This window comes from Plantactinospora soyae (assembly GCF_014874095.1).
Classification (GTDB): domain Bacteria; phylum Actinomycetota; class Actinomycetes; order Mycobacteriales; family Micromonosporaceae; genus Plantactinospora; species Plantactinospora soyae.
Map to the genome: position 1 here is coordinate 3846603 of NZ_JADBEB010000001.1, position 25783 is coordinate 3872385.

The 25783-nt window shown below is 72.4% G+C and carries 19 protein-coding genes and 1 pseudogene; 16 read left to right on the top strand and 4 right to left on the bottom strand.

From position 1 onward, the window contains the following. Positions 1-116: 116 nt before the first annotated feature. Positions 117-1250: a CAP domain-containing protein gene (locus H4W31_RS44270; RefSeq protein WP_318783238.1), complete on the bottom strand. Its 1134-nt coding sequence runs from the start codon at positions 1248-1250 to the stop codon at positions 117-119. 396 nt (positions 1251-1646) lie between these two features. On the opposite strand from H4W31_RS44270, the gene H4W31_RS17195 reads away from it, so the two are divergent. The 3 genes from H4W31_RS17195 to H4W31_RS17205 all read left to right on the top strand — a co-directional run bounded on the left by H4W31_RS17195 (position 1647) and on the right by H4W31_RS17205 (position 6611). Further along, positions 1647-1841 (top strand): hypothetical protein, encoded by a 195-nt coding sequence (locus tag H4W31_RS17195; protein WP_192767586.1) that lies wholly within the window; start codon positions 1647-1649, stop codon positions 1839-1841. Between the two features lie 571 nt (positions 1842-2412). Further along, on the top strand, positions 2413-5991 hold the full coding sequence (gene smc / locus H4W31_RS17200; RefSeq protein ID WP_192767587.1) for a chromosome segregation protein SMC: 3579 nt from the start codon (positions 2413-2415) through the stop codon (positions 5989-5991). Beyond that, entirely contained in the window at positions 5991-6611 is a 621-nt protein-coding gene (locus H4W31_RS17205; protein ID WP_192767588.1) for an HAD family hydrolase, read from the top strand. The genes smc and H4W31_RS17205 overlap by 1 nt, the downstream gene beginning before the upstream one ends. Positions 6612-6656: 45 nt before the next feature. Here H4W31_RS17205 and H4W31_RS17210 read toward each other — a convergent pair whose 3' ends face one another. Both H4W31_RS17210 and H4W31_RS17215 read right to left on the bottom strand, forming a co-directional pair. Further along, a complete protein-coding gene (locus H4W31_RS17210) occupies positions 6657-7175 on the bottom strand; it encodes a DinB family protein (protein ID WP_192767589.1) in 519 nt (172 codons plus the stop codon). 157 nt (positions 7176-7332) lie between these two features. After that, positions 7333-7920 (bottom strand): TetR/AcrR family transcriptional regulator, encoded by a 588-nt coding sequence (locus tag H4W31_RS17215; RefSeq protein ID WP_192767590.1) that lies wholly within the window; start codon positions 7918-7920, stop codon positions 7333-7335. 80 nt (positions 7921-8000) lie between these two features. Between H4W31_RS17215 and H4W31_RS17220 the strand changes: the two genes are divergently transcribed. Beyond that, positions 8001-9920 (top strand): ABC transporter ATP-binding protein, encoded by a 1920-nt coding sequence (locus H4W31_RS17220; protein ID WP_192767591.1) that lies wholly within the window; start codon positions 8001-8003, stop codon positions 9918-9920. 67 nt (positions 9921-9987) lie between these two features. On the opposite strand, the gene H4W31_RS17225 is transcribed toward H4W31_RS17220, so the two are convergent. Then, positions 9988-11727 (bottom strand): alkaline phosphatase D family protein, encoded by a 1740-nt coding sequence (locus H4W31_RS17225; protein ID WP_192767592.1) that lies wholly within the window; start codon positions 11725-11727, stop codon positions 9988-9990. 157 nt (positions 11728-11884) lie between these two features. Between H4W31_RS17225 and ftsY the strand changes: the two genes are divergently transcribed. The 12 genes and pseudogenes from ftsY to H4W31_RS17285 all read left to right on the top strand — a co-directional run bounded on the left by ftsY (position 11885) and on the right by H4W31_RS17285 (position 25693). Continuing rightward, positions 11885-13075 (top strand): signal recognition particle-docking protein FtsY, encoded by a 1191-nt coding sequence (gene ftsY, locus H4W31_RS17230; protein ID WP_192767593.1) that lies wholly within the window; start codon positions 11885-11887, stop codon positions 13073-13075. Positions 13076-13093: 18 nt separating this feature from the next. After that, a complete protein-coding gene (locus H4W31_RS17235; protein ID WP_404825595.1) occupies positions 13094-13951 on the top strand; it encodes an aminoglycoside phosphotransferase family protein in 858 nt (285 codons plus the stop codon). Positions 13952-14181: 230 nt separating this feature from the next. Next, positions 14182-15582, top strand: coding sequence for an ammonium transporter (locus tag H4W31_RS17240; RefSeq protein ID WP_192767595.1), 1401 nt, complete (start codon positions 14182-14184; stop codon positions 15580-15582). 25 nt (positions 15583-15607) lie between these two features. Next, positions 15608-15946 carry a P-II family nitrogen regulator gene (locus tag H4W31_RS17245; RefSeq protein ID WP_192772170.1) on the top strand — a complete coding sequence of 113 codons (339 nt, stop codon included), beginning with the start codon at positions 15608-15610 and terminating at the stop codon, positions 15944-15946. A 77-nt stretch (positions 15947-16023) separates the two neighbouring features. Next, a pseudogene (locus H4W31_RS17250) lies at positions 16024-18318 on the top strand ([protein-PII] uridylyltransferase); the annotation flags it as partial. A gap of 143 nt (positions 18319-18461) precedes the next feature. Further along, the gene (locus H4W31_RS17255) at positions 18462-19451 is read left to right on the top strand and encodes an ABC transporter ATP-binding protein (RefSeq protein ID WP_192767596.1); all 990 of its coding nucleotides are present in this window, start codon (positions 18462-18464) and stop codon (positions 19449-19451) included. After that, the gene (locus H4W31_RS17260; protein WP_192767597.1) at positions 19429-20367 is read left to right on the top strand and encodes an ABC transporter permease; all 939 of its coding nucleotides are present in this window, start codon (positions 19429-19431) and stop codon (positions 20365-20367) included. The genes H4W31_RS17255 and H4W31_RS17260 overlap by 23 nt, the downstream gene beginning before the upstream one ends. A gap of 127 nt (positions 20368-20494) precedes the next feature. Next, positions 20495-21682: a sensor histidine kinase gene (locus H4W31_RS17265; RefSeq protein WP_318783239.1), complete on the top strand. Its 1188-nt coding sequence runs from the start codon at positions 20495-20497 to the stop codon at positions 21680-21682. Continuing rightward, positions 21679-22365 (top strand): response regulator transcription factor, encoded by a 687-nt coding sequence (locus H4W31_RS17270; RefSeq protein ID WP_192767598.1) that lies wholly within the window; start codon positions 21679-21681, stop codon positions 22363-22365. The genes H4W31_RS17265 and H4W31_RS17270 overlap by 4 nt, the downstream gene beginning before the upstream one ends. Before the next feature lie 171 nt (positions 22366-22536). After that, positions 22537-24081, top strand: a complete 1545-nt coding sequence (gene ffh / locus H4W31_RS17275) for a signal recognition particle protein (protein ID WP_192767599.1) — start codon at positions 22537-22539, stop codon at positions 24079-24081. Further along, complete coding sequence (locus H4W31_RS17280) at positions 24002-24493, top strand: Uma2 family endonuclease (protein WP_192767600.1); 492 nt, start codon at positions 24002-24004, stop codon at positions 24491-24493. Before ffh ends, H4W31_RS17280 begins: the two co-directional genes overlap by 80 nt. 120 nt (positions 24494-24613) lie before the next feature. Continuing rightward, positions 24614-25693, top strand: coding sequence for an amidohydrolase family protein (locus tag H4W31_RS17285; protein ID WP_192767601.1), 1080 nt, complete (start codon positions 24614-24616; stop codon positions 25691-25693). The last annotated feature ends 90 nt before the right edge of the window (positions 25694-25783 follow it).

Below are 25783 nucleotides of genomic sequence, written 5' to 3' on the forward strand. Positions count from 1 at the left end.
AGCTGCGGTGTTCACTAGCCGCACACCCCCTCGTACGGGCCAACGAGTCAGCCCGGGCGACGGGCACGGCGACGGTCGGCGTACGGCTCAGGCGGCCCGCGGGTACGCCGTACGGGTCAGGCGGCCGAGCCGAACACCTGGGTCCAGTACAGCCGGCCGTCGGTTCCGGTGGCCACTCCGACACCCATCGCCTTCGCGTTGCAGTTCAGGATGTTGGCGCGGTGTCCGGAGCTGTTCATCCAGCCCTCCATCACCGCGGCCGGGGTGGCGTAGCCCATCGCCACGTTCTCGCCGATCGGGCTGCTGTAACCGGCCCGCCGGGCCCGCTCCACGAAGTCGCTGCCGTCGCTGCCGGTGTGCGACATGTTGGTGTGCTCGCCCTGGTCCTGGCTGTGCAGCCGGGCCGCCTCGGCCAGATCGCTATTGATCACCACGGAGCCGCAGCCGTTGGCGGCGCGCTCGCGGTTGACGATCTCCAGCACCTGCGCCTCGCGGCTGTCCCCCGTCTGGGCGGCCTTCGCCGGGGTCCGGGCGGGCGTACGGCGGGCGGTCGGTTTGGTCGTCCGGGGTGGCCTGGTGGTGGTGGCCGTGGGCTTCGGCGTTGCCTGCGGGGCGGTGGTGGCGGTCGGGGTGGGTGCGGCGGTTTCGGCGTCGACGCCGGTCGGCTCGTCCAGGGGTGCCGTCGGCTCGTCGAATCCGTCGGGCGCGGCCGCGTCGGCGGCGGGTTGGTTCGAGCGGCCCCCGGGTGCGTCGGCGAGGCTCGGCGGAAGCAGGGCGGCTCCGACCCCGAAGAGGCCGAGCAGGGCGGTCACGGCGAGCCCCAGACCCACCGGCCCCGGCAGCCGGCTCGGCCGCCGGTGCTTTCCGCTGCCACCGGACGGGTCGGCCTGTTGACGGCCCGGCCCGGGGGCGTCGTCGCGACCGGCCGGGTGCCGCTGACCGGACCTCGTCCGCCCGGCTCCGGCCAGCCCTCGCCCCGACTCGAATTCCGGGTCCCGCTCGAAGCTGTCGAATCGCGGATCCGGGTCGAAGGTGTCGAATCGCGGGTCCGGGTCGAAGCTGTCGACTTCCGGATCGCGGTCGAAGGTGTCGTGTTCCGGGCCGAGCGCGAAGGTACCGAGTTCCGCCGTCAGGTCCGGTTCCGAGTCGTCCGTTCGTGCCGAGCGGGCCGGCGCCTGGGCGCGACCGGCCGGCTGGACGGGCTCCCATTGGCCCTCGTCCCGGTCGTCCGGTTCGTTCCACCCGTGCACGCCAATACCTCCACTCGTCCGGTGCTCCGACCGTCCGGACGCTACGCGGGCCCCTGGCCAGGGGCAACGCGGCTAAGGAAGAGTTAAGAGGAGGCCCGCGAGCGGGATCGGGGCGCTGGCCTGGGGCGTTACCAGATGAGACATCGACTGGCGGTACACTTCCGGTGTCCGAACAGCGACCTGGTTCGTGCCTTGCGGCAGCCCTCGGTTCAGGGTGGTTGACGGCACAGGTGGACCGCGCCCCGGTGAAACTTGACTCAGCCGGGACATCGGCACACTATAGAAGTGTCGCCAGTCGCGCCCGACCATGCCCGCGTTTGCCTGCGGGTAGGTAGTCGCGAACGAGTTGGGCGCGCGTTGGCCGGCCTTTCCGGCAGCGCATTACAAGGAGACGATATGGCGAAGGCCCTCTACGGCCACGTTGGTGCGGCGCCAGACCGGCGCCTACTCGACGAGGTCACCCGACTGCGTTCCAGGGTTCAGGCACTGGAGTTCGAGACTACGCGGTTGCGCGCCGAGAACGATCGGCTCGCTGCGGCGGTCGCCGAGGCAGATGACCTGCTGCGGCTGGCCGAGCCCGCGCTGACCTGAGCTTCCGGGCGCCGGGCGACCGGCGCCCCCGCCTGACACCTGAAACGCACCAAGAAATCGCGCGCCGACACGTCCGTGGCGGCGCGCAGTTCTGTATCCGGACCGGCCGCCGGGCGCCCGACCGCCGGCCGCGGCCGCCTGACCACCGGCCCCCCGCGCACCTGACCACCGGCCGCCGGGCGCCTGACCACCGGCCCCCCCGCGCGCCTGACCACCGGCCGCCGGGCGCCCGACCACCGGCCGCCCGCGCACCTGACCACCGGCCGCCGGGCCGCTGCCGGTGACCCGAGCCAGCCGAGCCAGCCGAGCGCGGTCGTACCCCGAGAGCGCTTTCCGGGTGATCCGATACCCTGATCGGTGCGTGCCGCGTCGGGCAGGGCGTCGAATCCCGGGTTACCCTGCGGGTTGACCAGGCTCCCACCGCCGGGAGCGAGCCATCTCCTCCGGCGTCCGGTCGCGGCCGACCGGGCCGGCGAATCCGGTCGCGGTCGTGCCGGACGGGACCCGGGAGCGGAACTGACCGGGAAGCGGCGAGTCTGCCCGGCGGTCACGTCGGACGAGGATCGAGAGCGTGTATCTCAAGAGCCTGACGGTGAAGGGCTTCAAGTCCTTCGCCTCCAGCACGACCTTCAAGCTGGAGCCGGGAATCACCTGCGTGGTGGGGCCCAACGGCTCGGGCAAGTCCAACGTCGTCGACGCGATCGCCTGGGTACTCGGCGAGCACAGTGCCAAGGCACTCCGTGGCGGCAAGATGGAGGACGTGATCTTCGCCGGCACCGCCGGCCGGGCCCCGCTGGGCCGCGCCGAGGTGACGCTGACGATCGACAACACCGACGGCGCGCTGCCGATCGACTACACCGAGGTGTCGATCACCCGACGGATGTTCCGGTCCGGCGAGAGCGAGTACGAGATCAACGGCGACTCCTGCCGGCTGCTCGACATCCAGGAACTCCTCTCCGACTCGGGAATCGGCCGGGAGATGCACGTCATCGTCGGCCAGGGGCAGTTGGACGCCGTACTCCACGCGAAGCCGGAGGACCGGCGGGCGTTCATCGAGGAGGCGGCCGGCGTACTCAAGCATCGCAAGCGCAAGGAGAAGGCCCTGCGCAAGCTCGACGCGATGCAGGTCAACCTGAACCGGTTGACCGACCTGACCGCGGAGTTGCGCCGCCAGCTCAAGCCGCTGGGCCGGCAGGCCGAGGTGGCCCGCCGGGCGCAGGGGATCCAGGCCGACCTGCGGGACGCCCGGCTGCGCCTGCTCGCCGACGACCTGGCCACGCTGCGTTCCACGCTGGACAAGGAGATCGCCGACGAGGCCGCGCTGCGGCAGCGCCGCGAGCAGGTCGAGCGGGAGCACGCCGAGGTGCAGACCCGGCTCGCCGAGCTGGAGACGGCGCTCGCCGAGGACGCTCCGCTGCTCACCCGGGCCCAGGACACCTGGTACCAGCTCTCCGCGCTCACCGAGCGGTTCCGCTCGACCGAGCAGTTGGCCCGGGAGCGGCTCCGCCACCTGAGCGCCACCCCGGACGACGAGCGTCCCGGCCGCGACCCCGACCGGCTCGAAGCCGAGGCCGAGGAGGTGCGCGCGCACGAGGAGGAACTGCGGACCGCGCTCACCGACGACCAGATCCGGCTGGCCGAGGCGGTGGAGAGCCGGCAGCAGCTGGAACGTCAGCTCGCCGAGGCGGAACGCTCACTAGTCGTCGCCGCCAAGGCGATCGCCGACCGGCGGGAGGGCCTGGCCAAGCTGACCGGACAGGTCAACTCGGCCCGCGCCCGGACGGGTTCGGCGGCCGAGGAGATCGCCCGGCTCGCCGCCGCGCACGCCGACGCGGAGGTCCGGGCGGCGCAGACCCAGACCGAACTCGACGCGGTCGCGGAGCGGTCCAGCGAGGCCGACCGGGACAACGCGGACCTGGACGCCCGGCACGCCGAGGCGGTCGCCGCGCAGGAGGGGGCGGCGGCCACCGTACGGGCGCTTTCCGACGCCGAGCGGGCGGCGGAGAAGGACGCGGCGACCTGGAAGGCCCGGGAGGAGGCGCTGGCCATGGGCCTGCGCCGCAAGGACGGCGCCGGGGCCCTGCTGGCCCGCGCCGACCAGGTGCCGGGGCTGCTGGGCAGCCTGGCCGGGCTGCTGACCGTCGCGCCGGGCCACGAGGCGGCGCTCGCCGCCGCGCTCGGCAGCCTCGCCGACGCGGTCGCGGTGGCCGGGGTCGACGAGGCGGCCGAGGCGATGCGGTGGCTGAAGATCCAGGACGCCGGCCGGGCCGACCTGCTGGTCGGCGGGCAGGCCGGGCCGGGCATGATCGGTACGGCCGACGCGCTGCGCCCGGCGCTTCCGGCCGGCGCCCGCTGGGCACCGGACCTGGTCGGCTGCCCCGACGAGGTACGCCCGGCGGTGCACCGGGCACTGCGGGACGTGATCCTGGTCGACGACCTGGAGACGGCGACCCGGGTGGTGGCCGGTAATGCCGAACTGCGCGCGGTGACGGCCGACGGCGACGTGGTCGGCGGCTACGCGGCGGCCGGTGGTTCGGCGAAGGCACCCAGCTACCTGGAGGTGCAGGCCGCCGTCGAGGAGGCCCGGACCAACCGGGTGACCGCCGAGCAGACCATCGCCGAGCTGCGTGAACAGCTCGGCGCGGCCCGGGAAGAGGCGGCCGACCACAAGCAGACGGTCGCCGCCGCGGCAGCGGTCAAGCGGGAGGCCGAGGGGCAGCGCAACGCCGCCGCCCGCCGGCTCGCCGAGCTGGGCGGGGCCGCGCGGTCGGCGAAGGCCGAGATGGATCGGCTGGCCGAGTCCCGGGACCGGGCCCAGCAGGCCCGGGACCGCGACCTCGCCGGCCTGGCCGAGCTGGAGGAGCGGCTCCGGCTGGCCGAGGCCACCCCGATCGACGCCGAGCCGTCCACGGAGGAACGCGACGAACTGGCCCGGTACCTGCCGCCGGCCCGGCAGAACGAGATGGAGGTCCGGCTCGCGGTGCGTACCGCGGAGGAGCGGGTCGCCTCGATCGCCGGCCGGGCCGACTCGCTGGCCCGGCAGGCGGCGGCCGAGCGGGCCGCCCGGGAACGGGCCGCCGCCCGGCGGGCCGCCCGGGCCCGCGGCGCCACCATCGCCCGCGCCGTCGAGATCGGCGCCCGGGAGGCGCTGACCCGGCTCGCGGTCTCCCTCGCCACCGCCGAGCAGACCCGGGACGCCGTCGCGCAGGCCCGGTCCGCCCGGGAAGCCGAACTCCAGGAGGTACGCGGCGCGGCCAAGCGGCTCGGCGGCGACCTGGAACGGCTGACCAGCGCGGTGCACCGGGACGAGGTGGCTCGGGCCGAGCAGCGGCTGCGGATCGAGCAGTTGGAGGCCAAGGCGGCCGAGGACTTCGGGCTGGACGTGGAGAGCCTGGTCGCCGAGTACGGCCCGCAGCAGCCCGTACCGCCCGCCCAGGCCGAGATCGCCGCCGCCGAGCGGGACGACCGGCCGGCGCCCGAGCCGGTGCCGTTCGAGCGGCCGGTGCAGGAGAAGCGGGCCGCCAAGGCCGAACGCGAGCTGGCCCTGCTCGGCAAGGTCAACCCGCTCGCCCTGGAGGAGTTCGCCGCCCTGGAGGAGCGGTACAAGTTCCTCTCCGAGCAGCTCGAAGACCTCAAGGCGACCCGCAAGGACCTGCTCACCGTGGTCAAGGACGTGGACGACCGGATCCTGGAGGTCTTCGCCAGTGCGTACGCCGACACCGCCCGGGAGTTCGAGCAGGTCTTCACCGTGCTCTTCCCCGGCGGCGAGGGGCGGTTGGTGCTGACCGACCCGGAGGACATGCTCACCACCGGGGTCGAGGTCGAGGCCCGCCCGCCGGGCAAGAAGATCAAGCGGCTTTCGCTGCTCTCCGGCGGCGAGCGGTCGCTGACCGCCGTCGCCATGCTGGTCGCGATCTTCCGAGCCCGGCCCAGCCCGTTCTACATCATGGACGAGGTGGAGGCGGCGCTCGACGACGTCAATCTCGGCCGCCTGATCACCCTGATGGCCCAGTTGCGGGAGAAGAGCCAGTTGATCGTGGTCACCCACCAGAAGCGCACAATGGAGGTGGCCGACGCCCTCTACGGCGTCACCATGCGAAGCGGCGTCACCCAGGTGATCAGCCAGCGACTCAGCAACGAGGAGGACTGATGGCCCGGGAGCGCCCGACCGCACTGCTGGTGGACCTGGACGGGGTCCTGCGGCGGTGGGATCCCGACAACGCCACCCGGGTGGAGAGCCGCTACGACCTGCCGTCGGGCGTGCTGTACGAGATCGCGATGCAGTGGGCGCTGTTGCGTCCGGCGGTCACCGGGCAGCTCAGCCACGCCGACTGGATGGTCGCCGTGGTGGACGCGCTCGCCGGGCCGGGCCGGGACCGGGACCGGATGCGGGCGGCGGTCGACGAGTGGCAGGCGGACCGGGGGACGGTGGACCCCGACGTACTGGCCTTCGTCCGGGAGGCGCGGGCCGCCGGCGTACGGGTCGGGTTGGCCACCAACTCCACCGACCTGCTCGACACCGACCTGGTCACGCTGGGCCTGACCGAGGAGGTCGACGTGGTGGTCAGCTCCTCGACGCTGGGCGTGCACAAGCCGATGAAGGAGTACTTCCAGCAGGCCTGTCTGGCCGTCGACACGCTGCCGGCCCAGGTGCTGTTCGTGGACGACGAGGACCGTGCGATCCGGGGGGCGCGGGTCGCAGGGCTGTCGGCGTACCGGTGGACGGGGCCGGACGACCTGCGCTACCTGCGGGCGGCGCTGGCCGTCTGAGGCGTCACCCGCCGGCCGGTGCTCGCCCGGCTCGGCTGAGCGGCGTCACTCGCCGGTCGTACCGTCGATTCGCTCGCGGATCAGGTCGGCGTGGCCGTTGTGCCGGGCGTACTCCTCGATCATGTGCACGTAGACCCAGCGCAGGCTGATGTCGCGGCCCTTCGGCCCGACGAACGTCTCGTCCAGCGACCGGCCGGCGACCGTCTGCCGGACCAGTTCGATCTCTTCGCGGAGGGTGGCGAGGTCGGCTTTCGGGTCGGCGGCGGTGACGTCCTCGAAGTCGCGGTCCCGCTGCTCCTCGGTGTAGTAGTGGTACGGCAGGTCCAGGCCGGCGAACTGCTGCCGGAACCACCACCGCTCGTTCTCGGCCGAGTGCCGGACCAGGCCGAGCAGGGTCATGTTCGAGGGTTCGACGCTGGCCGTCCGGAGCTGCTCGGCGGTGAGCCCGGTGCACTTCCTCAGCAGCGTCTGCCGGTGGAAGTCGAGCCAGGCGTCGAGCATGGCACGCTCGTCGGCCACAACAGGCGCACGGTCACGGTCGACGTCAGGGGCGGTCCAGGTCATCCGGTCATGATCGCATGATCATGGGGAGCCGCCACCAAGATTCTTGTCGATCTGTGCTTAGTACCGAACCATAACTCTCCAAGATCTGCGATCGGATGATCACGGACTGGAGCCCCGTTACCGGGGAGGCTGCGCCGCCTCGGTGATCGGGCTCCAGTCAGCCAGGGCTGGTGGCGACGACCTTGCGGAGGCTGCGCAGGCACAGGTCGAGCGCCCGGTGCTTGGAGACGGAGTGCTCCCGGGTGTGTTGCCACGTCGCGTAGAGCAGTGACCAGAGCACCTGCTGGACCCAGATCGGATCGAGGGCCGGGTCGAGGGTGCCCTCGGCGTGGCCGCGTTCGACGAGCCGGATCAGTGCCTTGTCCGCCTCGCTGCACTCCTCCCAGGCCTGGGTGTTGTTGACCAGTTCCGGCTGGGAGAAGACGCACATCAGGATGTCGCCGAGTTCGAAGTACTCCTGGCAGAGCCGCTCCAGGGCCTCCGGTGCGGGTCCCCGGTCGAGCTGGGACCGTTCGGCGGCAGCGTCGATCCGGGCGAGCACGTCGGTGCTGAGCGCGGTCATCAGGTCGGCGCGCTCGGGGAAGTAGCGGTGCAGCGTGGTGCGTCCCACCCCGGCGGCGTCGGCGACGTCGGCGAGGGAGGCGGCGCTGTGCTGCGACAGGACGGTGATCGCGGCGTCGAGGATCGCCCGCCGGGTACGGGCCCGGGCCCGGCTCTCGACGTCGACGCTATCCCTCACCGCCATGCCGGCAAGTCTAGACAACATCGAACCCAACTTGAAATATCGGTTGTCCCTAGTGGAACATGTGTGCTCCACTAGGGGGCATGTCTGTAGCGGAAAAGGTCGGCAATGATCAACTTTCCTGGGGGAGGCTACGGATCCTCTGGTCCTTCGCCCGACCACACACCGGCAAGCTGATCCTCGGCCTGCTCCTGGCCCTGCTCGGATCGGCGGCCGGGCTGGCGTCGCCGATGGTCACCAAGTGGGTGCTCGACTCCCTCGGCGGCTCGGCGTCGCTGTCGGGGCCGATAACGGCGCTGGCCGTACTGCTCGTGGTCGGCAGCGCGATCTGGCTGTGGCAGTGGATCCTGCTCGGCACCCTGGGCGAGCGGATCGTGCTGGACGCGCGCGAGTCGATCATCCGGCGCTTCTTCCGGGCGACCGTGCCGGAGGTGACCCGGCGACCGACCGGTGAACTGGTCGCCCGGGTCACCTCGGACACCCTGCTGCTGCACCAGGCCGCCTCGTCGAGCATCATCGGGCTGATCAACGGCACGGTCATGATGGCCGGCACGCTGGTGCTGATGGGCGTACTCGACCTGGTGCTGCTCGGCACCACCGTGGGCGCGGTGATCCTGGTCGCGCTGATGTTCGCCGTACTCATGCCCTCGATCGCCAAGGCGCAGGAGCGGTCTCAGGAGCATCTCGGCCGGCTCGGTGGGGTGCTGGAGGGCGCGCTGCGGGCGATCCGGACCGTGAAGGTGAGCCGCGCCGAGCACCGGCAGTCCGAGCGGATCCTCGCCGAGGCACGCCAGGTGGCGAAGTTCAGCGTCCACGCGGCCCGGCGCGAGGCGATGGCCTGGACCATCGTCTGGTCGGGCATCCAGCTCGCCATCATCCTGATCCTCGGCATCGGCGCGTGGCGGGTCAGCGAGGGACGACTCGAGGTGTCCAGCCTGATCGCCTTCCTGCTGTACGCGTTCAACCTGATGGGCCCGATCAGCGAGATCAGTCAGAACGTGACCGCCCTCCAGTCGGGCATCGCGGCGGCGGGCCGGATCCGCCAGGTCGCCGACATCGAGGTGGAGAGCCCGGACGCCGGACCGGAACGCGCTGACCGACAGCGGCCGGACACCGGGGCGGAACGCGCCGACGGGCATCGGCTGCCCGGCGGCGACCCGACGGACGGGCACCAACCACATCCCGGCCCGGTGCTCGAACTGCGGGGCGTCTCCGCGCGGTACGGCCCGGACGCCGCCCCGGCGGTCAGTGGAATCGACCTGGCCATTCCGAGGCGGGGGCACACCGCGATCGTCGGACCCTCCGGTGCGGGCAAGACGACGCTCTTCTCGCTCGTGCTGCGCTTCCTCGAACCGCAGGAGGGGGAGATTCGGCTCGATGGCCGCCCCTACCGCGAGCACACCCACAGCGAGATCCGCCAGCGGCTCGCGTACGTCGAGCAGGAGAGCCCGGTGGTACCCGGCACGATCGGGGAGAACCTGCTGTTCACCTATCCGGACGCGACCGAGGAGGAGGTGCGGGACGTACTGGCCCAGGTCCGGCTCACCTCGAAGATCGACGCCCTGCCCGAGGGCCTGGACACTCCGCTCACCTCGTCCTCGGTCTCCGGTGGCGAGCGGCAGCGGATCGCACTGGCCCGGGCCATCCTGCGTACCCCGGACGTGCTGCTGCTCGACGAGGCGACCGCGCAGATCGACGGGCTCACCGAGGCGGCGATCCACCAGGTGATCCGGGACCGGGCGGCCCGCGGGGCGGTCGTCACCGTCGCGCACCGGCTCTCGACCGTGATCGACGCGGACACCATCGTGGTGATGGAGGCCGGACGGGTCAGAGCGCGGGGCAGTCACGAGGAACTGCTGGCCAACGACGAGCTCTACCGGCAGCTCGTCGAGGCCCTGCGGATCGCCGGTGCCGGCGACACCGACGCCTCGCCGCGGACCGCGGGTCGCCAGGTCGGGAATGGAGACGGCCGATCGGTGGTGGCCGGCGCGGTCACCCACTAGGGCCGCGTCAGCCGGTGCACCCGCCAGGGCCGCGTCAGCCGGTGCGACCGCCTCGGTGCGGCCCGCGTCAGCCGGTGAGCGAGCGGCGGGCGACGGTGTGCAGGGTGCCCTCCGCCGAGGTGCCCTCGATGGTCACCTCGGCGGACCGGCCGTCGTGCCGCAGGGTGCTCACCGCGTTGCCAAAGTAGGGCCCGTCGAGTCGGCGCCACCGCACCGACGGCCGGCGTACCCCGGCGGTCCGGGCCAGTGCCCGGGCCGCCACGGACGGGCCGCGCCACCAGCCGAGCCGCAGCAGCGGGCGCATCGGAGCCGGTATCTGGTTGTGGATCGGTGAGCAGGTCAGCTGGTGGACCGGGGTGGCGATCGCGGTGTCGAAGCGGGCCCGGGCGACATAGGAGTGGTGTACGTCGCCGGAGAGCACGCTGATCGACGCCGGCGGCGGGTACGCCGGACCGGTGCCGACCCGGTCGCCGGGCTGTCCGGGCGTGCCGCTGCCGAGCCGGGCGAAGACCTGGGCGAGCGCGTCGAACGACCGGCGGAACGCGCCCCAGTGCTCCAGGTCGAGTGCCCGGCGCAGCCGCTCGGAGTACTCGGCCACCCGGGGGCGGTCCGAGTCGGCCAGCCGCTCGTTCCAGGACTCGAGGTGATGGATGCCGGGCGGAAGGAGCCAGGGCAGCGACGACCCGACGACCAGGTGGTCGTAGTCGCCGTGCACCTGGTCGGTGAACCAGGACCACTCGGTCGGCGGGAGCATGGCCCGGTGGGTCTTGTCCAGCACCCGGCTGCACCGGTTGTCCAGCACCACCAGCCGGGTCCGGCCGAGGTCCACGGCGTAACTCCACTGGTAGCGCCCGGGCACCGCCGCGTCGGCGGGTGCCGTACCGGCGCCCAGCGCGGCGTCGTAGCCGATCGCCTCGGCGTCGACCCGCTGGCCGAACTCCCGGAGTACCGAGGTCGCGTCCTCGGCCGCCATGACCTTGGCATAGACCGGGTCCGCCGCGATCTCGTCCGGGTCCAGGTTGCCCAGGTGCTGGTAGACCCAGTACGAGGCCAGCCCGCTGGCGATCCGCTCCGGCCACCAGGGCTGGCTGTGCACCTCGGCCCGCCACGGGGTGGAGGTGTTCCAGTCGTCGATGATCTCGTGGTCGTCGAAGATCATCACGCTCGGCACGGTCGAGAGCAGCCAGCGGATCTCCGGATCCCGCCACGACTCCAGATACAGCTTGGTGTACTCGTCGAAGCTGACCACCTGGTCGGCCGGGGCGCCGACGGTGCGCCGCCGCCGCCGTCGAAGCAGCTTGCGGACCGTCGGCGAGGTCTGGTCGGCGTAGACCTGGTCACCGAGCAGCACGATCAGGTCGGGCCAGTCGGGGTCGGTGCCGTCCGGGCCGGCACGGTACGCCGCCATCAACCGCCGGGAGTACGCGTCGAGCGCGTCCGGCGGCAGCTTCCGTGCGGTGGCGTGCTGGGTGGTCTCCCGGCAGGAGCCGAAGATCAGCCGTACGTCCGGGTCGTCCTCCCGGCGAGTGTGGATCATGCTCGGCGGGAACTTCGACTCCGGCTCCGGCCAGACCTGCTCGTCATCGAGGAAAACCTGGTACGGCGTTGCCCTGCCCGGCGTCAGCCCCTCCACCACGACCAGCGCGTAGTGGTGGTCGAAGGCGGTGAAGGTGGTCGCCTCGCCACCGGCCCCGTCCGGGGTACCGACCCGGACCAGGGCCGGCCCGCTGGTCTCGACCCAGACGGTGGCTCTGGTTCCGACGACCCGGCGTAGGGCCGGGCCGACCAGTAACCGGGCGGTAGGCATGGCACGACCTCCGAGCGGACGGGGATGGTGGGCGAATCCTCCTACCCAGGCTGGCCGTGGCGCTACCAGGGTTTCGCGGCGAGCCTACTCGGGCGCGTGACCCGACACAGGTGCGGCGGCTGCGCCAAGCCGCCCGACGTCTGACAGGATCGGCCGTATGGACAACATCGTCGTCATGGCGGTCGTGGCCGGCGTGCTGCTGCTCCTTCTGGTGGGTCTGGCGGTCGGACTGGTGGTGACCCGGCGGGGTGGCCGGGCCACGCCGCCGCTGCCGCCCATCCCGCCCGCACCACCGGTACCGCCCGTGCCGACGTCGCCACCACCGACCGAGGTGGTGGCCCCGCCGGTGGAGGCCCCTCCGGTACAGCTGCCGCCGGTCGAGGCGCCGCCGGTGGAGCGGCCGGAGCCGACCGCCGGGCGACTCGTCCGGCTGCGTGCCCGGTTGTCCCGATCGCAGAATGTGTTCGGCAAGAGCCTGCTGAACCTGCTCTCCCGTGATCATCTCGACGAGGACGTCTGGGAGGAGATCGAGGACAGCCTGATCGGCGCCGACGTCGGGGTGGAGGCCAGCCGGGTGATCGTCGACCGGCTGCGCGAGCGTACCGCCGTGCTCGGCACCCGCAGCGCGACCGAGTTGCGCGCGCTGCTCGCGGACGAGCTGGTGAGCGCCCTGGACCCGACGCTGGACCGGACACTGCGGGCCACCCGGCCCGGCGACACCCCGGCGGTGCTGCTGATGGTCGGGGTGAACGGCGCGGGCAAGACCACCACCTGCGGCAAGGTCGCCCGGGTGCTGATCGCCGACGGTCGTACCGTCGTGCTGGGTGCCGCCGACACGTTCCGGGCCGCCGCCGCCGAACAGCTCACCACCTGGGCCAGCCGGGTCGGCGCCGAGGTGGTCCGCGGCCCGGAGGGCGCGGATCCGGCGAGCGTGGCCTTCGACGCGGTCCAGCGGGGGATCGAGGCCAACGTCGACACGGTCCTGATCGACACCGCCGGCCGGTTGCAGAACAAGGTCGGCCTGATGGACGAGCTGGGCAAGATCAAGCGTGTGGTGTCCCGGCACGGGCCGGTGGACGAGACCCTGCTGGTCCTCGACGCCACGACCGGACAGAACGGCCTGGAACAGGCCCGGGTCTTCACCGAGGTGGTGGACGTCACCGGAGTGGTGCTGACCAAGCTCGACGGCACCGCGAAGGGCGGCATCGTGATCGCGGTGCAACGCAAGCTCGGCATCCCGGTCAAGCTGGTCGGGCTGGGCGAGGGGCCGGACGATCTCGCTCCCTTCGATCCGGCGCAGTTCGTCGACGCGCTACTCGGCACCGAGCCGCTTGGCGTCGACGCGTAATCTCGGGGGACTCTGCACATGCGCCCCGGTCCCCCCGGGGCGCGACCGCGCCAACCGCTCCGGCGCCGCTCCTCGGGAGAGACGTACGTGACTTCGCAGGAGATCCCGCTGCACGGCGGTAACGTCAGCACCGTTGTGCGGGTGGGTGACACCGTCCGCCGCAACGCGGGCCCGTGGACGCCGTCCGTGCACGCCCTGCTACGCCACCTTGAGTACGTCGGCTTCACCGGCTCGCCCCGGGCGCTCGGGATGGACTCGCGCAACCGCGAGGTGTTGTCGTACCTGGAAGGGGAGTGCGGCGAGTACCCGCTCGCCCCGCACTGGGTCACCGACGAGGCGCTGGTCACCGTCGCCACGATGCTGCGGATGTTCCACGACGCGCAGTACGGCTTCCAGCCGCCGCCGGGCGCGGTGTGGCGGTCGTTCGGGCCGCCGCCGCCGGACACCGAGGTGATCTGTCACCACGACGCCGCCCCGCACAACGTGATCTGGCGTCCGGACGGCACCCTCGCGCTGATCGACTTCGACCTCGCCTCGCCCGGCGCCCGGATCTACGACGTGGCGTACGCGGCCTGGACCTGGGTGCCGCTCTTCTCCGACCGGGACTCCTACACCCTGGGCTGGCAGCGGCCCAACCGACCGCGCCGGCTACGGCTGTTCGCCGACGCGTACGGGCTGATTCCCCGGGACCGGCACCGGCTGGTACGGACCATCCGGAAGCGGATCGTGGACCACGTGGAGGGGATCCGGCGGATGGCCGCCGCCGGTGATCCCGCGTTCGTCCGGATCGTGCACAAGGGTCACCTGCGTCGCCCGATGCGCGATCTGCGACTGCTGGACTACGAGCGGCACACCCTGGAGTACGCACTCCGGTAGCCGTGCGTCGCTTTCCGTTCATTCACGGCGAGCTATTCGGCTGATATGCCCCCGTCCGTTCCATCGATGTAACGGGTTTCTTCACACGTTGGAAACAACCCGTCACGCGGCGGAAACCCCGTGGGCACCACAGGTGAAACAGCGAGCTACGAAGCTTCCGCGCAACCGGCGTACGGGCGATGCTGCCTCGGTGGGCCGGGAAGGAGGGTAACCAACTTTAGGAGGCCAGCGTGCCTGAAGCACCGACGATCGATCCCGCCAACACCGTATGGCTGCTGGTGTCGACGGCGCTCGTGTTGCTCATGACGCCCGGTCTGGCGCTGTTCTACGGCGGCCTGAACCGGTCCAAGGGCGTGCTCAACATGATGATGATGAGCTTTTCCGCGATCGGGCTCATCTCTGTTCTGTGGTGGTTCTACGGCTTCAGCATCGCGTTCGGTACGGATGTGAACGGATTCTGGGGCGACATCTCCCAGTACCTCGGCACCAAGACGTTCCTGGCCGAGACGGACCTGTGGGGTGCGACCGCCGAGAACCCCAGCGGCATCGGCATCCCGCTCTACGTCTTCATGGCGTTCCAGATGGTCTTCGCGGTGATCACCGTCGCGCTGATCAGCGGCGCCATCTCCGACCGGGCCAAGTTCGCCGGCTGGCTGCTCTTCGCGTTCGGCTGGGCCACCCTGGTCTACTTCCCGGTCGCGCACTGGGTGTGGGGCGGCGGGTTCATCGGCGCTGACATCCACGCACTCGACTTCGCCGGTGGTACGGCCGTGCACATCAACGCGGGTGCCGCCGCGCTCGGTGTCGTACTGGTGCTCGGCAAGCGGCTCGGCTGGCCCAAGGAGGTCATGAAGCCGCACAACATCCCCCTGGTGGCGCTCGGCGCCGGCCTGCTCTGGTTCGGCTGGTTCGGTTTCAACGCCGGCTCGGAACTCACCGTCGACTCGGTGGCCGGCCTGGCCTTCATCAACACCCAGCTCGCCACCGCCGCCGCGGTGCTCGGCTGGATCATCATCGAGTGGATCAGGGGCGGCCGGCCGACCCTGGTCGGTGCCTCCTCCGGCGCCATCGCCGGCCTGGTCGCCATCACCCCGGCGTGTGGGTTCGTCGCGCCCTGGGCCGCGGTGCTCCTCGGTCTGGTCGCCGGTGCGGTCTGCGCCCTCGCGGTCAGCCTGAAGTACAAGCTCGGCTACGACGACTCGCTCGACGTGGTCGGCGTGCACTTCGTCGGCGGCTGGATCGGCTCCCTCTGGCTCGGCCTGTTCGCCACCAACAGCGTCAACGGGGCGATCAGCGACGTGGTGGGCGCCTCCGACGGTCTCTTCTACGGCGGCGGCGCGACCCAGCTCGGCCGGCAGGCCCTGGCCGGCCTGATCGTCACCGCCTGGTCCTTCGGGATCGCCTGGCTGCTGGCCTTCGCGATCGAGAAGACCATCGGGTTCCGGGTGAGCGCCGAGGCCGAGGTCGACAGCATCGACCTCGCGGAGCACGCGGAGAGCGGCTACGACCTCTCCACGGCCTCCGGCAGCGGCGGTGGCGGCGCGTTCGCCATGGCCGGGATCGGTACGCCGAACACCAGCACTCCGGCGGACGAGCCCGCCACTCCGGTCAGCGAAAAGGTCGCCGGTTAACGTTACTGCGATGGAGGGGTTGGATATGAAGCTGGTGACCGCGGTCATCAAGCCGTACCAGCTGGATGCGGTGAAGGAGGCGCTGCACGCTCTCGGCGTGGCCGGCCTGACCGTCAGCGAGGTCCAGGGGTACGGACGGCAGAAGGGGCACACGGAGGTGTACCGGGGTGCCGAGTACACCGTCGAGTTCCTGCCGAAGATCCGGGTCGAGGTGCTGACCGACGAGATCGACGTCGACAAGGTGGTCGACGCGGTGGTCGCCGCCGCCCGTACGGGCAAGATCGGTGACGGAAAGGTGTGGGTGACCGGGGTCGAGGACGTGATCCGGGTCCGCACCGGCGAGCGCGGCCTCGACGCTCTCTAGGAGAGATCATCACGATGACCAGGGGACCCGTGCCGTCGACCGCCGGTCAGGTCGACCCGAGGCCCCTGCCCATCGCGGGCATCGGCGCCGCCGCACGTGAACAGCGTGCGGCGGCGCTCGACACCTGGCTGGCCGGGCTGCTGGCGACCGGCCTGCGTGAGACCGGCACCGGCCGCGAGACCGGCAACGGAGCGGGCGGTCCGGTCCGGCCGGACACCGCCGGACCGGACGATGCGGCCTGGCCGAACACCGCCACCGGGGTCGCCCTGCTGGCCGTCGGCGGTCTCGGCCGCCGGCAGTGCGCGCCCTGCGGCGACCTCGACCTCGTCCTGGTACACGCCGGAGTGCCCGGGATGGACGAGCTGGCCGCCGCCCTCTGGTACCCGATCTGGGACGCCCGGCTCGGGTTGGACCACTCGGTACGGACCATTCCCGAGGCGCTCTCGGTGGCGCACGACGACGTCAAGGTCGCGCTCGGGCTGCTCGACGCCCGGCACCTGGCCGGCGACCCGGAGATCTCCGCCCAGCTGATCGGCGCGGCGGCGGACCAGTGGCGGCGTACCGCCGTCCGGGCGCTGCCCGCGCTGCGGGAGGTCACCGCGTCCCGCTGGCAGGCGCACGGCGAACTGGCCTTCCTGCTCGAAGGCGACCTGAAGGAGGCCGCCGGCGGGCTGCGTGACGTCGGCCTGCTCCGGGCCATCGCCTTCGCCGGGATCAGCGACACCCTCCGCCCGGCGGTCCGGGCCGCCCACGTACGACTGCTGGACACCCGGGACGCGCTGCACCAGTCGGTCGGCCGGCGGGTGGACCGGCTGCTCGCCCAGGAACGCGCCACCGTCGCCGCGCTGCTCGGACTGGACGACGGCGACACGTTGCTGCGCCGGGTCGCCGGTGACGCCCGTACCGTCAGCCACGCCCTGGACGACGCCTGGCGGGCCGTCGACCGGCTCCGCTCCGGCCGGCGCCGGGGCGCCGACGGCCGGCCGCTGCGCCGCCCGGTCGCCCGGGACGTGGTCGAGCAGGACGGTGAGCTGGTCCTCGCCCGGACCGCGATCGGCGCCCGCCCCGACCCGAGCCTGTCGCTGCGGATCGCCGCCGCGGCGGCCAGCGCCCGGCTGCCGATCGCCAGGGCCACCTGCGAATGGCTCGCCGCATACTGTCCGCCGCTGCCGACGCCCTGGCCACCGGCCGCCCGGGCCGCGCTGGTCACCCTGCTCGGCGCCGGTCCCGGCCTGGTCAGCACCTGGGAAACCTGCGACCGGTACGGCCTGGTCGACGGCTGGCTGCCCGAATGGCCCCGGATGCGCAGCCTGCCGCAGCACAACCCGGTGCACCGGTACACCCTGGACCGGCACCTGGTGCAGGCCGCCGCCGAGGCCACCGGGTACGCCCGCGAGGTGGACCGGCCCGACCTGCTGCTGCTCGCCGCCTTCCTGCACGACGTCGGCAAGGGGCTGGCCGGGGATCACAGCATCGTCGGAGCACCGATCGCGGCCCGGATCGCGGCCCGGATCGGGCTGCCACCCGCCGAGGTCACGTTGATCGAGAAACTGGTCCGGCTGCACCTGCTGCTGCCGGAGGTGGCGACCCGACGCGACCTCGGTGACCCGGTGACCATCGCCGGAGTCGCCGAGGCGGTCCAGGACACCACCACGCTGAGCCTGCTGCACGCGCTGGCCCGGGCCGACGCCCGCGCCACCGGACCGGCCGCCTGGTCGGACTGGAAGGCCCGGCTGATCGCCGAACTGGCCCGCCGGGTGCACACCCGACTCGACACCGGCCTGCTCCCCGACCCGCCGGCACCCGATCCGGCGCTGGTGGCGGGGCCGCTGCCGGCCGTACACCTGGAGGGGGACCGGGTGGCGGTGGCCGCGGCGGACCGGAAGGGCCTGCTCGCGGCGGTCGCCGGATGCCTGGCCCTGCACCGGCTGGAGGTGCTGGCCGCCGACGCCAGCATGGTCGAGGACCGGGCCCTGGTCGAGTTCCTGGTCCAACCCCGTTACGGCACCCCGCCCGACCCGATCGCGCTCGCCGCCGACCTGCGTCGGGCGGTCACCGGCGACATCTCGGTGACCCAGCGGCTGCGCGGCCGGGCCCTCGCCGCCCGGGGTAGTGGCGCCGCCCCCCGGGTGGTCTGGCACCGCGAGGCGGCCACCGACGCGGTCGTACTGGAACTCCGCGCCGCCGACGCCGGTGGCCTCCTTTACCGCGTCACCAGTGCACTCGACGAGGCCGGCGCCCAGGTCCGGGCGGCCCGGATCTCCACCCTCGGCGGTGACGTCGTCGACGCGTTCTACCTGGTCGGCGCCTGGCCCGACGAGTCCGAGCGGAACCGGGTCGAGGCCACCGTCCTCGCCGCCGCCGCCGGCTGAGGGTGAAAGGAAGGGCCCCTTGTTATCATTTTCTGTAGAAGAAGGGCCCCTTCCTAACACCCGGGCACTACGTCAGCGGGCGTAGCGGCGACGCCGCTCGCGGGGGGATTGCGGCGGGGCCCGCGCCGGGGATCGTCGTGGGCATGACGAGACCACTGCGCGAGGTGCCGGGTCCGCCGGGCGGCGGGCCGGCGCACCCGGTCGAGACCCGCGGCCTGACCAAGCGGTACGGCGAACTCACCGCCGTCGACGCGATCGACCTGACGGTACGGGCCGGCGAGGTGTACGGCTTCCTCGGCCCGAACGGCGCCGGCAAGACCAGTACCCTGCGGATGCTGCTCGGCCTCGTCCGGCCCACCGCCGGCACGGTCCGGCTGTTCGGCCGCCCGCCCGACGCCCCGGGGCGCCCCCCGGTCGGTGCCCTGATCGAGGGTCCCGCCTTCTACCCGTACCTGTCGGGCGAGCAGAACCTGCGGGTGCTGGCCCGGTACGCCGGCAGCCCGCCGGACCGGATCCGGACCGTGCTGGAACTGGTCGACCTGACCGGCCGGGCCGGCGACCGGTACGCGACGTACTCGCTCGGAATGAAGCAGCGGCTCGGGGTGGCGGCGGCGCTGCTTCCCGACCCCCGACTGTTGATCCTCGACGAGCCGACGAACGGGCTCGACCCGGCCGGGATGGCCGACATGCGTACGTTGATCCGCCGGCTGGGCGCCGCCGGCCGTACGGTGCTGCTCTCCAGCCACCTGCTCGGCGAGGTGCAGCAGATCTGCGACCGGGTCGGCGTCGTCGCCCGGGGGCGGCTGGTGGCCGAAAGCACCGTCGCCGAGCTGCGTGGTGCGGCGAGCCTGCGGGTGCTGGCGGATCCGCTGGACGCCGCCGCCGAGCGGGCCCGGGCGCTGTTGGGGCCGGACCGGGTACGGGTCGTCGACGGCGGACTGGACCTCGCGGTCGACCCGGACCGGGCCGCCTGGATCAACGCGGAGCTGGTCGGCGCCGGGGTGGCGGTCCGGGAGCTGCGCCCCCGGGAACGGGACCTGGAACAGGTGTTCTTCGAACTCACCGGCGGCGGGGACTCCGCCGTACCGAACGGACGTGTGGAGGCGGACGATGTCGTTCCGACAGTTGGCTGAACGGGCCGCCCCGGCGGGACTGGACCCGGATCCGGGCGCGTCGGCGTACCGCCGGCCCGGCGGCCTGCCCGAGGTGCTGGCCGCGGAGCTCTACAAGCTGGTCCGCCGGCCGGCGAACTGGCTGCTGCTGACGGTCGCGCTGGTACTCAGCCTGACCTTCACCTACCTGGTGCCGTACGCCGGCTATGTCGAGGGCACCGGCACCGCTGGCGACGGCCCCGGTGCCGGTCAGGTGGGCGTCGAAGGGGGCGGGCTGAGCGGGCTGCTTCCGGCCGAACTGGTCGGCAACTCGATCGGTGGCCTGCCGATCTTCCTCGGCGCCATCATGCTGATCCTCGGCGTGCTGACCGTCGGCGGCGAGTACGGCTGGGGCACCTGGAAGACCCTGTTCACCCAGGGCCCGTCCCGGCTGGTCGGGTACGCCGGCAAGCTGGTCGCCCTGGCCGCCGCGACCCTGGTCGCCGTGCTGGCGGTCTTCGCCACCGCCGCGGTCGCCAGTGCCGTGATCGCCGGGGTCGAGGGGCAGCCGATGCACTGGCCTCCGCTGGCCGAGCTGACCGTGGGGGTGGGGGCCGGCTGGCTGATCGCCACGATGTGGGCCTGCTTCGGGGCGCTGCTGGCCGTACTGCTGCGCGGGGTGGCGCTGCCGGTCGGGCTGGGTCTGGTGTGGCTGCTGGCCGTACAGAACCTGCTGGCCAGTCTCGCCGCGCCACTGCTCGACTGGGTGGCCGAACTACAGAAGGGGCTGCCCGGACCGAACGCCGGGTCCCTGGTGGCCGCGTTGGGAGCCGGCGCGGACACCCCCGGCGTCGAGCAGGTCGTCGGTGGCGGGCAGGCGGCATTGACCCTCGCCGGTTATCTGGTCGGCTTCGCGCTGGTGGCCGGTGCCGTACTGCACCGCCGTGACATCCTCTGAACCGGTGGCGGACACCGACCCGGTGGGCCGCTTCCGGGGCGGACGCCGGTCCGGTGGCGGGCCGCTTCCGGCGCGGATGCCGATGCGCTGGCGGGCGGGTGCTGATGCGCTGGCGGATGCTACTGCGGTGGCGGGTGCTGATGCGGTGGCCGACGCCGAGCCGAGGGGAGGCCGCGTGATGGCGGTGCCGGGGCGGGGCTGGCCGGCGATGCTGGCCGATGCCGCGCTGGCGGTCGGGCTGTTCGCGTTGACCGTGCCGGTGACCACCGTAATCGGGGAACACCAACCCGGGGTGGTTCCGGCGGACGGTTGGTGCTACGCCCTGATCGCGCTCTCCACGCTGGCGTTGGCGGTACGCCGCCGCTGGCCGCTGGCCACCCTCGCGGTGTGCACCGTGGCCACCTCGGCGTACCTGGTGGGCGGCTATCCGTACGGGCCGATGCTGCTGAGCTATCTGATCGCCGTGTACACCGTGGCGGCGTACCTGCCGATCCGGCGCGCGGCGGTCGGCGGGGCGGTGTCGCTGGTCGCCATGCTGGCGCACACCGTCGTGTCGATCCGTACCTCTCCCGTGGGGTTGGCCGGGGTGCTACCCGGGTCGGCCTGGGTCGTCGTACCCTTCGCGGTGGGTGCCACGGTCCGGTCCAACCGGGAGGCCGCCGCCCGTACCCGGATCGAACAGACCCGCCGGCTGGCCGACGAGGAACGGCTCCGGGTCGCCCAGGAGGTGCATGACGTGGTCGGGCACGGGCTCGCCGCGATCAACATGCAGGCGGAGATCGCTCTGCACCTGCTGCCGACCCGACCGGAGCAGGCGGAGACGGCGTTGACCGCGATCAGCCGGACCAGTCGGGAGGCGCTCGACGAGTTGCGGGTGACCCTGTCGGTGGTCCGCCGGGACGCCGGCACCGACCGGGCCCCGGCACCCGGCCTCGACCAGGTCGCCGCGCTGACCGAGCGGCTGCACGGCACTGGTCTACCGGTCACGCTGACGGTCACCGGCGACCGCCGGACGCTGCCGGTGGCGGTCGACCTGGCCGCGTACCGGGTGGTGCAGGAGGCGCTGACCAACGTACTGCGGCACGCCGGCGCCGCCACCGCGACCGTCCGGATAAGTTACCTGCCCGCCGAGGTGACGATCGAGGTCACCGACACCGGGCGTGGTGGGCCGGGGGTCGCGGGTCCGGGGGCGGGTCACGGGCTGACCGGGATGCGGGAACGGGTCGACTCCCTCGGCGGCGTACTGGAGGCCGGCCCGCGTTCGGGCGGCGGGTTCCGGGTCCTCGTCAGGCTGCCCGCGGAGGCCCGGGGATGACCGGGGGCGGAACGGGAGCGCCGCCGACGATCGGGGTGCTGATCGCGGACGACCAGGATCTGGTCCGGCTCGGCCTGCGCACCCTGCTGGAGAGCGAGCCGGACCTGCGGGTGGTGGGGGAGGCGGCGGACGGCCTGGGCGCGGTCGAACTGGCCCGGCGCGAGCGCCCCGACGTGGTGCTGATGGACGTCCGGATGCCGGGGATCGACGGTATCGAGGCGACCCGGAGGATCGTCGCCGATCCGGAACTGACCGGCACCCGGGTCGTCGTGCTGACCACCTTCGAGATCGACGTGTACGTCTTCGACGCGCTGCGCCACGGTGCCAGCGGCTTCCTGATCAAGGACACCCGGCCGGTCGAGTTGCTCCGGGCGATCCGGTTGGTGGCCGGGGGCGAGGCGCTGCTGTCCCCGTCGGTGACCCGGCGGGTGGTCCGGGAGTTCGCCACCCGGCCGTCCCGGGTGCTCCGGCCGCATCCGCAGTTGGACACCCTGACCGAGCGGGAGCGGCAGATCGTCGGCCTGGTCGGCGAGGGCCTCAGCAATGCCGAGATCGCCGCGCAGCTGCTGGTCAGCCCGGCCACCGCCCGTACCCACGTCAGCCGTGCCATGATCAAGCTGGCTGCCCGGGACCGCGCCCAGTTGGTCGTCTTCGCCTACCAGTCCGGGCTGGTCGAGCTCTGAGCCGACCGGTGGGCCGACGGGGTACGGCAGCGGTACGGCCGTCTCGACTTGGTCCCGGGCTCGGCGGCGCGGAAGCGCCGGATGGAGCGGGCGGCTACCCTTGCCATGGCCGGGCACCCGTGGTTCGGCCACGTCATGCTCGGGTGAATACGACAAACGGGATGCTGCGCCGTGTTTGATACTTTGAGTGACCGCCTTTCCGGGATCTTCACGAAGCTGCGTGGCAAGGGCCGGCTCACCGACGCCGACATCGACGCCACCGCCCGGGAGATCCGGCTGGCGCTGCTGGAGGCCGATGTCGCCCTGCCCGTGGTCAAGGGTTTCATCGCCAGCATCAAGGAGCGGGCGCGTGGCGCCGAGGTGTCGCAGGCGCTGAACCCGGCCCAGCAGGTCATCAAGATCGTTCACGAGGAACTCGTCGGCGTGCTCGGCGGCGAGAGTCGCCGGTTGCAGTTCGCCAAGCAGCCGCCCACCGTGATCATGCTCGCCGGCCTCCAGGGCTCCGGTAAGACGACCCTGGCCGGCAAGCTGGCCGGTTGGCTCAAGGGGCAGGGTCACCAGCCCCTCCTGGTCGCCGCCGACCTCCAGCGTCCGAACGCGGTCGGTCAGTTGCAGGTGCTCGGTGGCCGCGCCGGGGTGGAGGTCTACGCGCCGGAGCCCGGCAACGGCGTCGGTGACCCGGTCCAGGTCGCCAGGGGGTCGCTCGAGCACGCCCGCCGCGCCGCCCGGGACATCGTCATCGTCGACACCGCCGGCCGGCTCGGCATCGACGCCGAGATGATGGCGCAGGCCGCCGCCATCCGGGACGCGGTCAACCCCGACGAGGTCATCTTCGTCATCGACGCGATGGTCGGCCAGGACGCCGTACGGACCGCCGAGGCGTTCCGGGACGGTGTCGGCATCACCGGCGTGGTGCTGTCCAAGCTCGACGGCGACGCCCGGGGTGGTGCCGCGCTCTCGGTACGCCAGGTCACCGGCCAGCCGATCCTCTTCGCGTCCACCGGTGAGAAGCTGACGGACTTCGACGTCTTCCATCCGGACCGGATGGCCAGCCGGATCCTCGGCATGGGCGACATGTTGACCCTGATCGAGCAGGCGGAGCAGGCCTTCGACGCCGATCAGAAAGAGAAGATGACCGCCAAGCTCATGGGCGGCGAGCAGTTCACCCTGGAGGACTTCCTCGACCAGTTGATCGCGGTCCGCCGGATGGGCCCGATCGCCAACGTGCTGGCGATGATGCCCGGGATGGGGCAGATGAAGGACCAGTTGGCCGAGGTCGACGACAGTCACTTCGACAAGGTCACCGCGATCATCCGTTCGATGACGCCGGGGGAGCGGACCAACCCGAAGATCATCAACGGCTCCCGGCGCGCCCGGATCGCCACCGGCTCCGGGGTGACCGTGATGGACGTCAACCAGCTGCTCAACCGCTTCACCGAGGCGCAGAAGATGATGAAGCAGATGGGCGGCATGATGGGTCTGCCGGGCGGCCGGCGGAAGGCGACCAAGTCGCCGAAGAACAAGCGCAAGGGGACCAAGGGCGGCGGTCGGCCCCGGGTCGGCGGCGGCCCGGCCGGCGGTTTTCCGGCCGGCATGCCGCAGCTTCCGCCGGGGATGGACCCGTCGGCGCTGCCGGGTGGGCAGGGCCTGCCGCCGGGGTTCAAGCTGCCGAAGCTCGACTTCAACAAGCTCACCAAGCGTCCGAACGAGAAGTGACCGGAGCGGGCGCGGCCGTCGGTCGACAGGGACAGCGAGCGATAGCCTGAACGCGTGCAACGAGCCCCGGCCCGACGTGGTGGCGCTGCGGCCCGATCACGTCACACGCAGCCCGGTCCCGGTCGAGGACGCGATCCTCGCGGTCGAGGTGATCTCGCCCGACTCCACGTTCCGCGACATGTACGACAAGGCCCGGGTCTACGCCCACGCGGGCGTGCCGACGTACTGGGTCGTCGATCCGCTGCACGAGCGGATGACGCTCACCGAGATGGTCCTCGGACCCACCGGGGAGTACGAACCGGCCGCGCACACCGATGACGTCTTCAGCACCGAGCGGCCCTGGAAGGTGACGGTCGACCTGCCGGCGCTCACCGCGCGCTGGGCCGGCCTGCGCGGACGCGCCGACAGGTAGGGCGCGGCGCCGCTCGAAAACCGTGGGGCACGGGAGGGCGCGTCGACCGTGGGGCACGGCGCGCGGGTGAATCGCGGGGCGCGGCGGGTGGCCGGGACGTGATCCGGTAGGAATGTGCGCATGGCGCTGCACGTGCGAGGGGTCGTACTCCCCGACGACGAGGTCCGTGACCTGTGGTTGGTGGGTGACCGGATCACCTTCACGCCGGTCGCCGACGCGGTCACGATCGCCGATCGGGGCTTCGTCCTGCCGGGTCTGGTCGACGCGCACTGCCATCCGGGCATCGCCCCGGGTGCGGTGCCGATCGGCTCACTCGACCAGGCCCGCGAGCTGGCGCTCATCGACCGGGACGCCGGGGTGCTGACGATCCGGGACGCCGGCTCGCCGTACCCGTATCCGGAGTTGGAGGAGGAGCCGGAGCTGCCTCGACTGGTCCGGGCCGGTCAGCACATCGCGCCGCCGAAGCGGTACCTGCGGGACATCGCGGTGGAGGTCGAGGCCGCCGACGTACCGGCCACGGTGACCGCGCAGGCCCGGGCCGGCAACGGCTGGGTGAAGCTGGTCGGGGACTGGATCGACCGGGGCCTCGGTGACCTGGCGCCGTCCTGGGATCCGGCCACCATGGCCGCCGCGGTGGAGGCCGCGCACGCGGCCGGCGTCCGGGCCGCGGTGCACACCTTCTCCGAGTCGGCGGTCGAGATCATGGTCCGGGCCGGGGTGGACTCCGTGGAGCACGGGACCGGGGTGAGCCTCGACCTCGTCGACGAGATGGCCCGACGCGGCACGGCACTGGTGCCCACGATGATCAACATCGACACCTTCGGCGGCATCGCCGAGCAGGCCCGGGGCAGGTTTCCCGGGTACGCAGAGCACATGCTCGCGCTCCGCGACGGCTTTCCGGCGGTGGTCCGGGCCGCGTACGAGGCCGGCGTGCCGATCTACGTCGGTACCGACGCGGGTGGTGGCATCGAGCACGGGCTGGCCGCCCAGGAGATGCTCCTGCTGCACGAGCGTGCCGGGATGTCCACCATGGATGTGCTCGCGGCGGCCTCCTGGCGGGCCCGGGAGTGGCTCGGCTTCCCCGGGCTGGTCGAGGGCGGTCTCGCCGATCTCGTCGTGTACGGCTCCGACCCCCGGGCCGATCTGCGGGTCGTCCAGGCGCCGGACCGCATCGTGCTGCGTGGCCGGGTGGTGCGCTGACCGGGTGCTGCGCTGACCGGGTGGTGCGCTGACCCGGGTGCTGTGCTGACCCGGGTGGTGCGCCGACCGGGTGGTGCGCTGACCGGGCAG

Bases quoted from the DNA above. Each gene is read 5' to 3' on its own strand.
- ftsY (WP_192767593.1), top strand. From the start codon at position 11,885: ATGGACAACATCGTCGTCATGGCGGTCGTGGCCGGCGTGCTGCTGCTC.
- H4W31_RS17285 (WP_192767601.1), top strand. From the start codon at position 24,614: ATGGCGCTGCACGTGCGAGGGGTCGTACTCCCCGACGACGAGGTCCGT.
- H4W31_RS17220 (WP_192767591.1), top strand. From the start codon at position 8,001: ATGTCTGTAGCGGAAAAGGTCGGCAATGATCAACTTTCCTGGGGGAGG.
- H4W31_RS17270 (WP_192767598.1), top strand. From the start codon at position 21,679: ATGACCGGGGGCGGAACGGGAGCGCCGCCGACGATCGGGGTGCTGATC.
- H4W31_RS17195 (WP_192767586.1), top strand. From the start codon at position 1,647: ATGGCGAAGGCCCTCTACGGCCACGTTGGTGCGGCGCCAGACCGGCGC.
- H4W31_RS17255 (WP_192767596.1), top strand. From the start codon at position 18,462: ATGACGAGACCACTGCGCGAGGTGCCGGGTCCGCCGGGCGGCGGGCCG.
- H4W31_RS17260 (WP_192767597.1), top strand. From the start codon at position 19,429: ATGTCGTTCCGACAGTTGGCTGAACGGGCCGCCCCGGCGGGACTGGAC.
- H4W31_RS17210 (WP_192767589.1), bottom strand. From the start codon at position 7,175: ATGACCTGGACCGCCCCTGACGTCGACCGTGACCGTGCGCCTGTTGTG.
- H4W31_RS17215 (WP_192767590.1), bottom strand. From the start codon at position 7,920: ATGGCGGTGAGGGATAGCGTCGACGTCGAGAGCCGGGCCCGGGCCCGT.
- H4W31_RS17205 (WP_192767588.1), top strand. From the start codon at position 5,991: ATGGCCCGGGAGCGCCCGACCGCACTGCTGGTGGACCTGGACGGGGTC.
- H4W31_RS17225 (WP_192767592.1), bottom strand. From the start codon at position 11,727: ATGCCTACCGCCCGGTTACTGGTCGGCCCGGCCCTACGCCGGGTCGTC.
- H4W31_RS17245 (WP_192772170.1), top strand. From the start codon at position 15,608: ATGAAGCTGGTGACCGCGGTCATCAAGCCGTACCAGCTGGATGCGGTG.
- H4W31_RS17235 (WP_404825595.1), top strand. From the start codon at position 13,094: ATGCGCCCCGGTCCCCCCGGGGCGCGACCGCGCCAACCGCTCCGGCGC.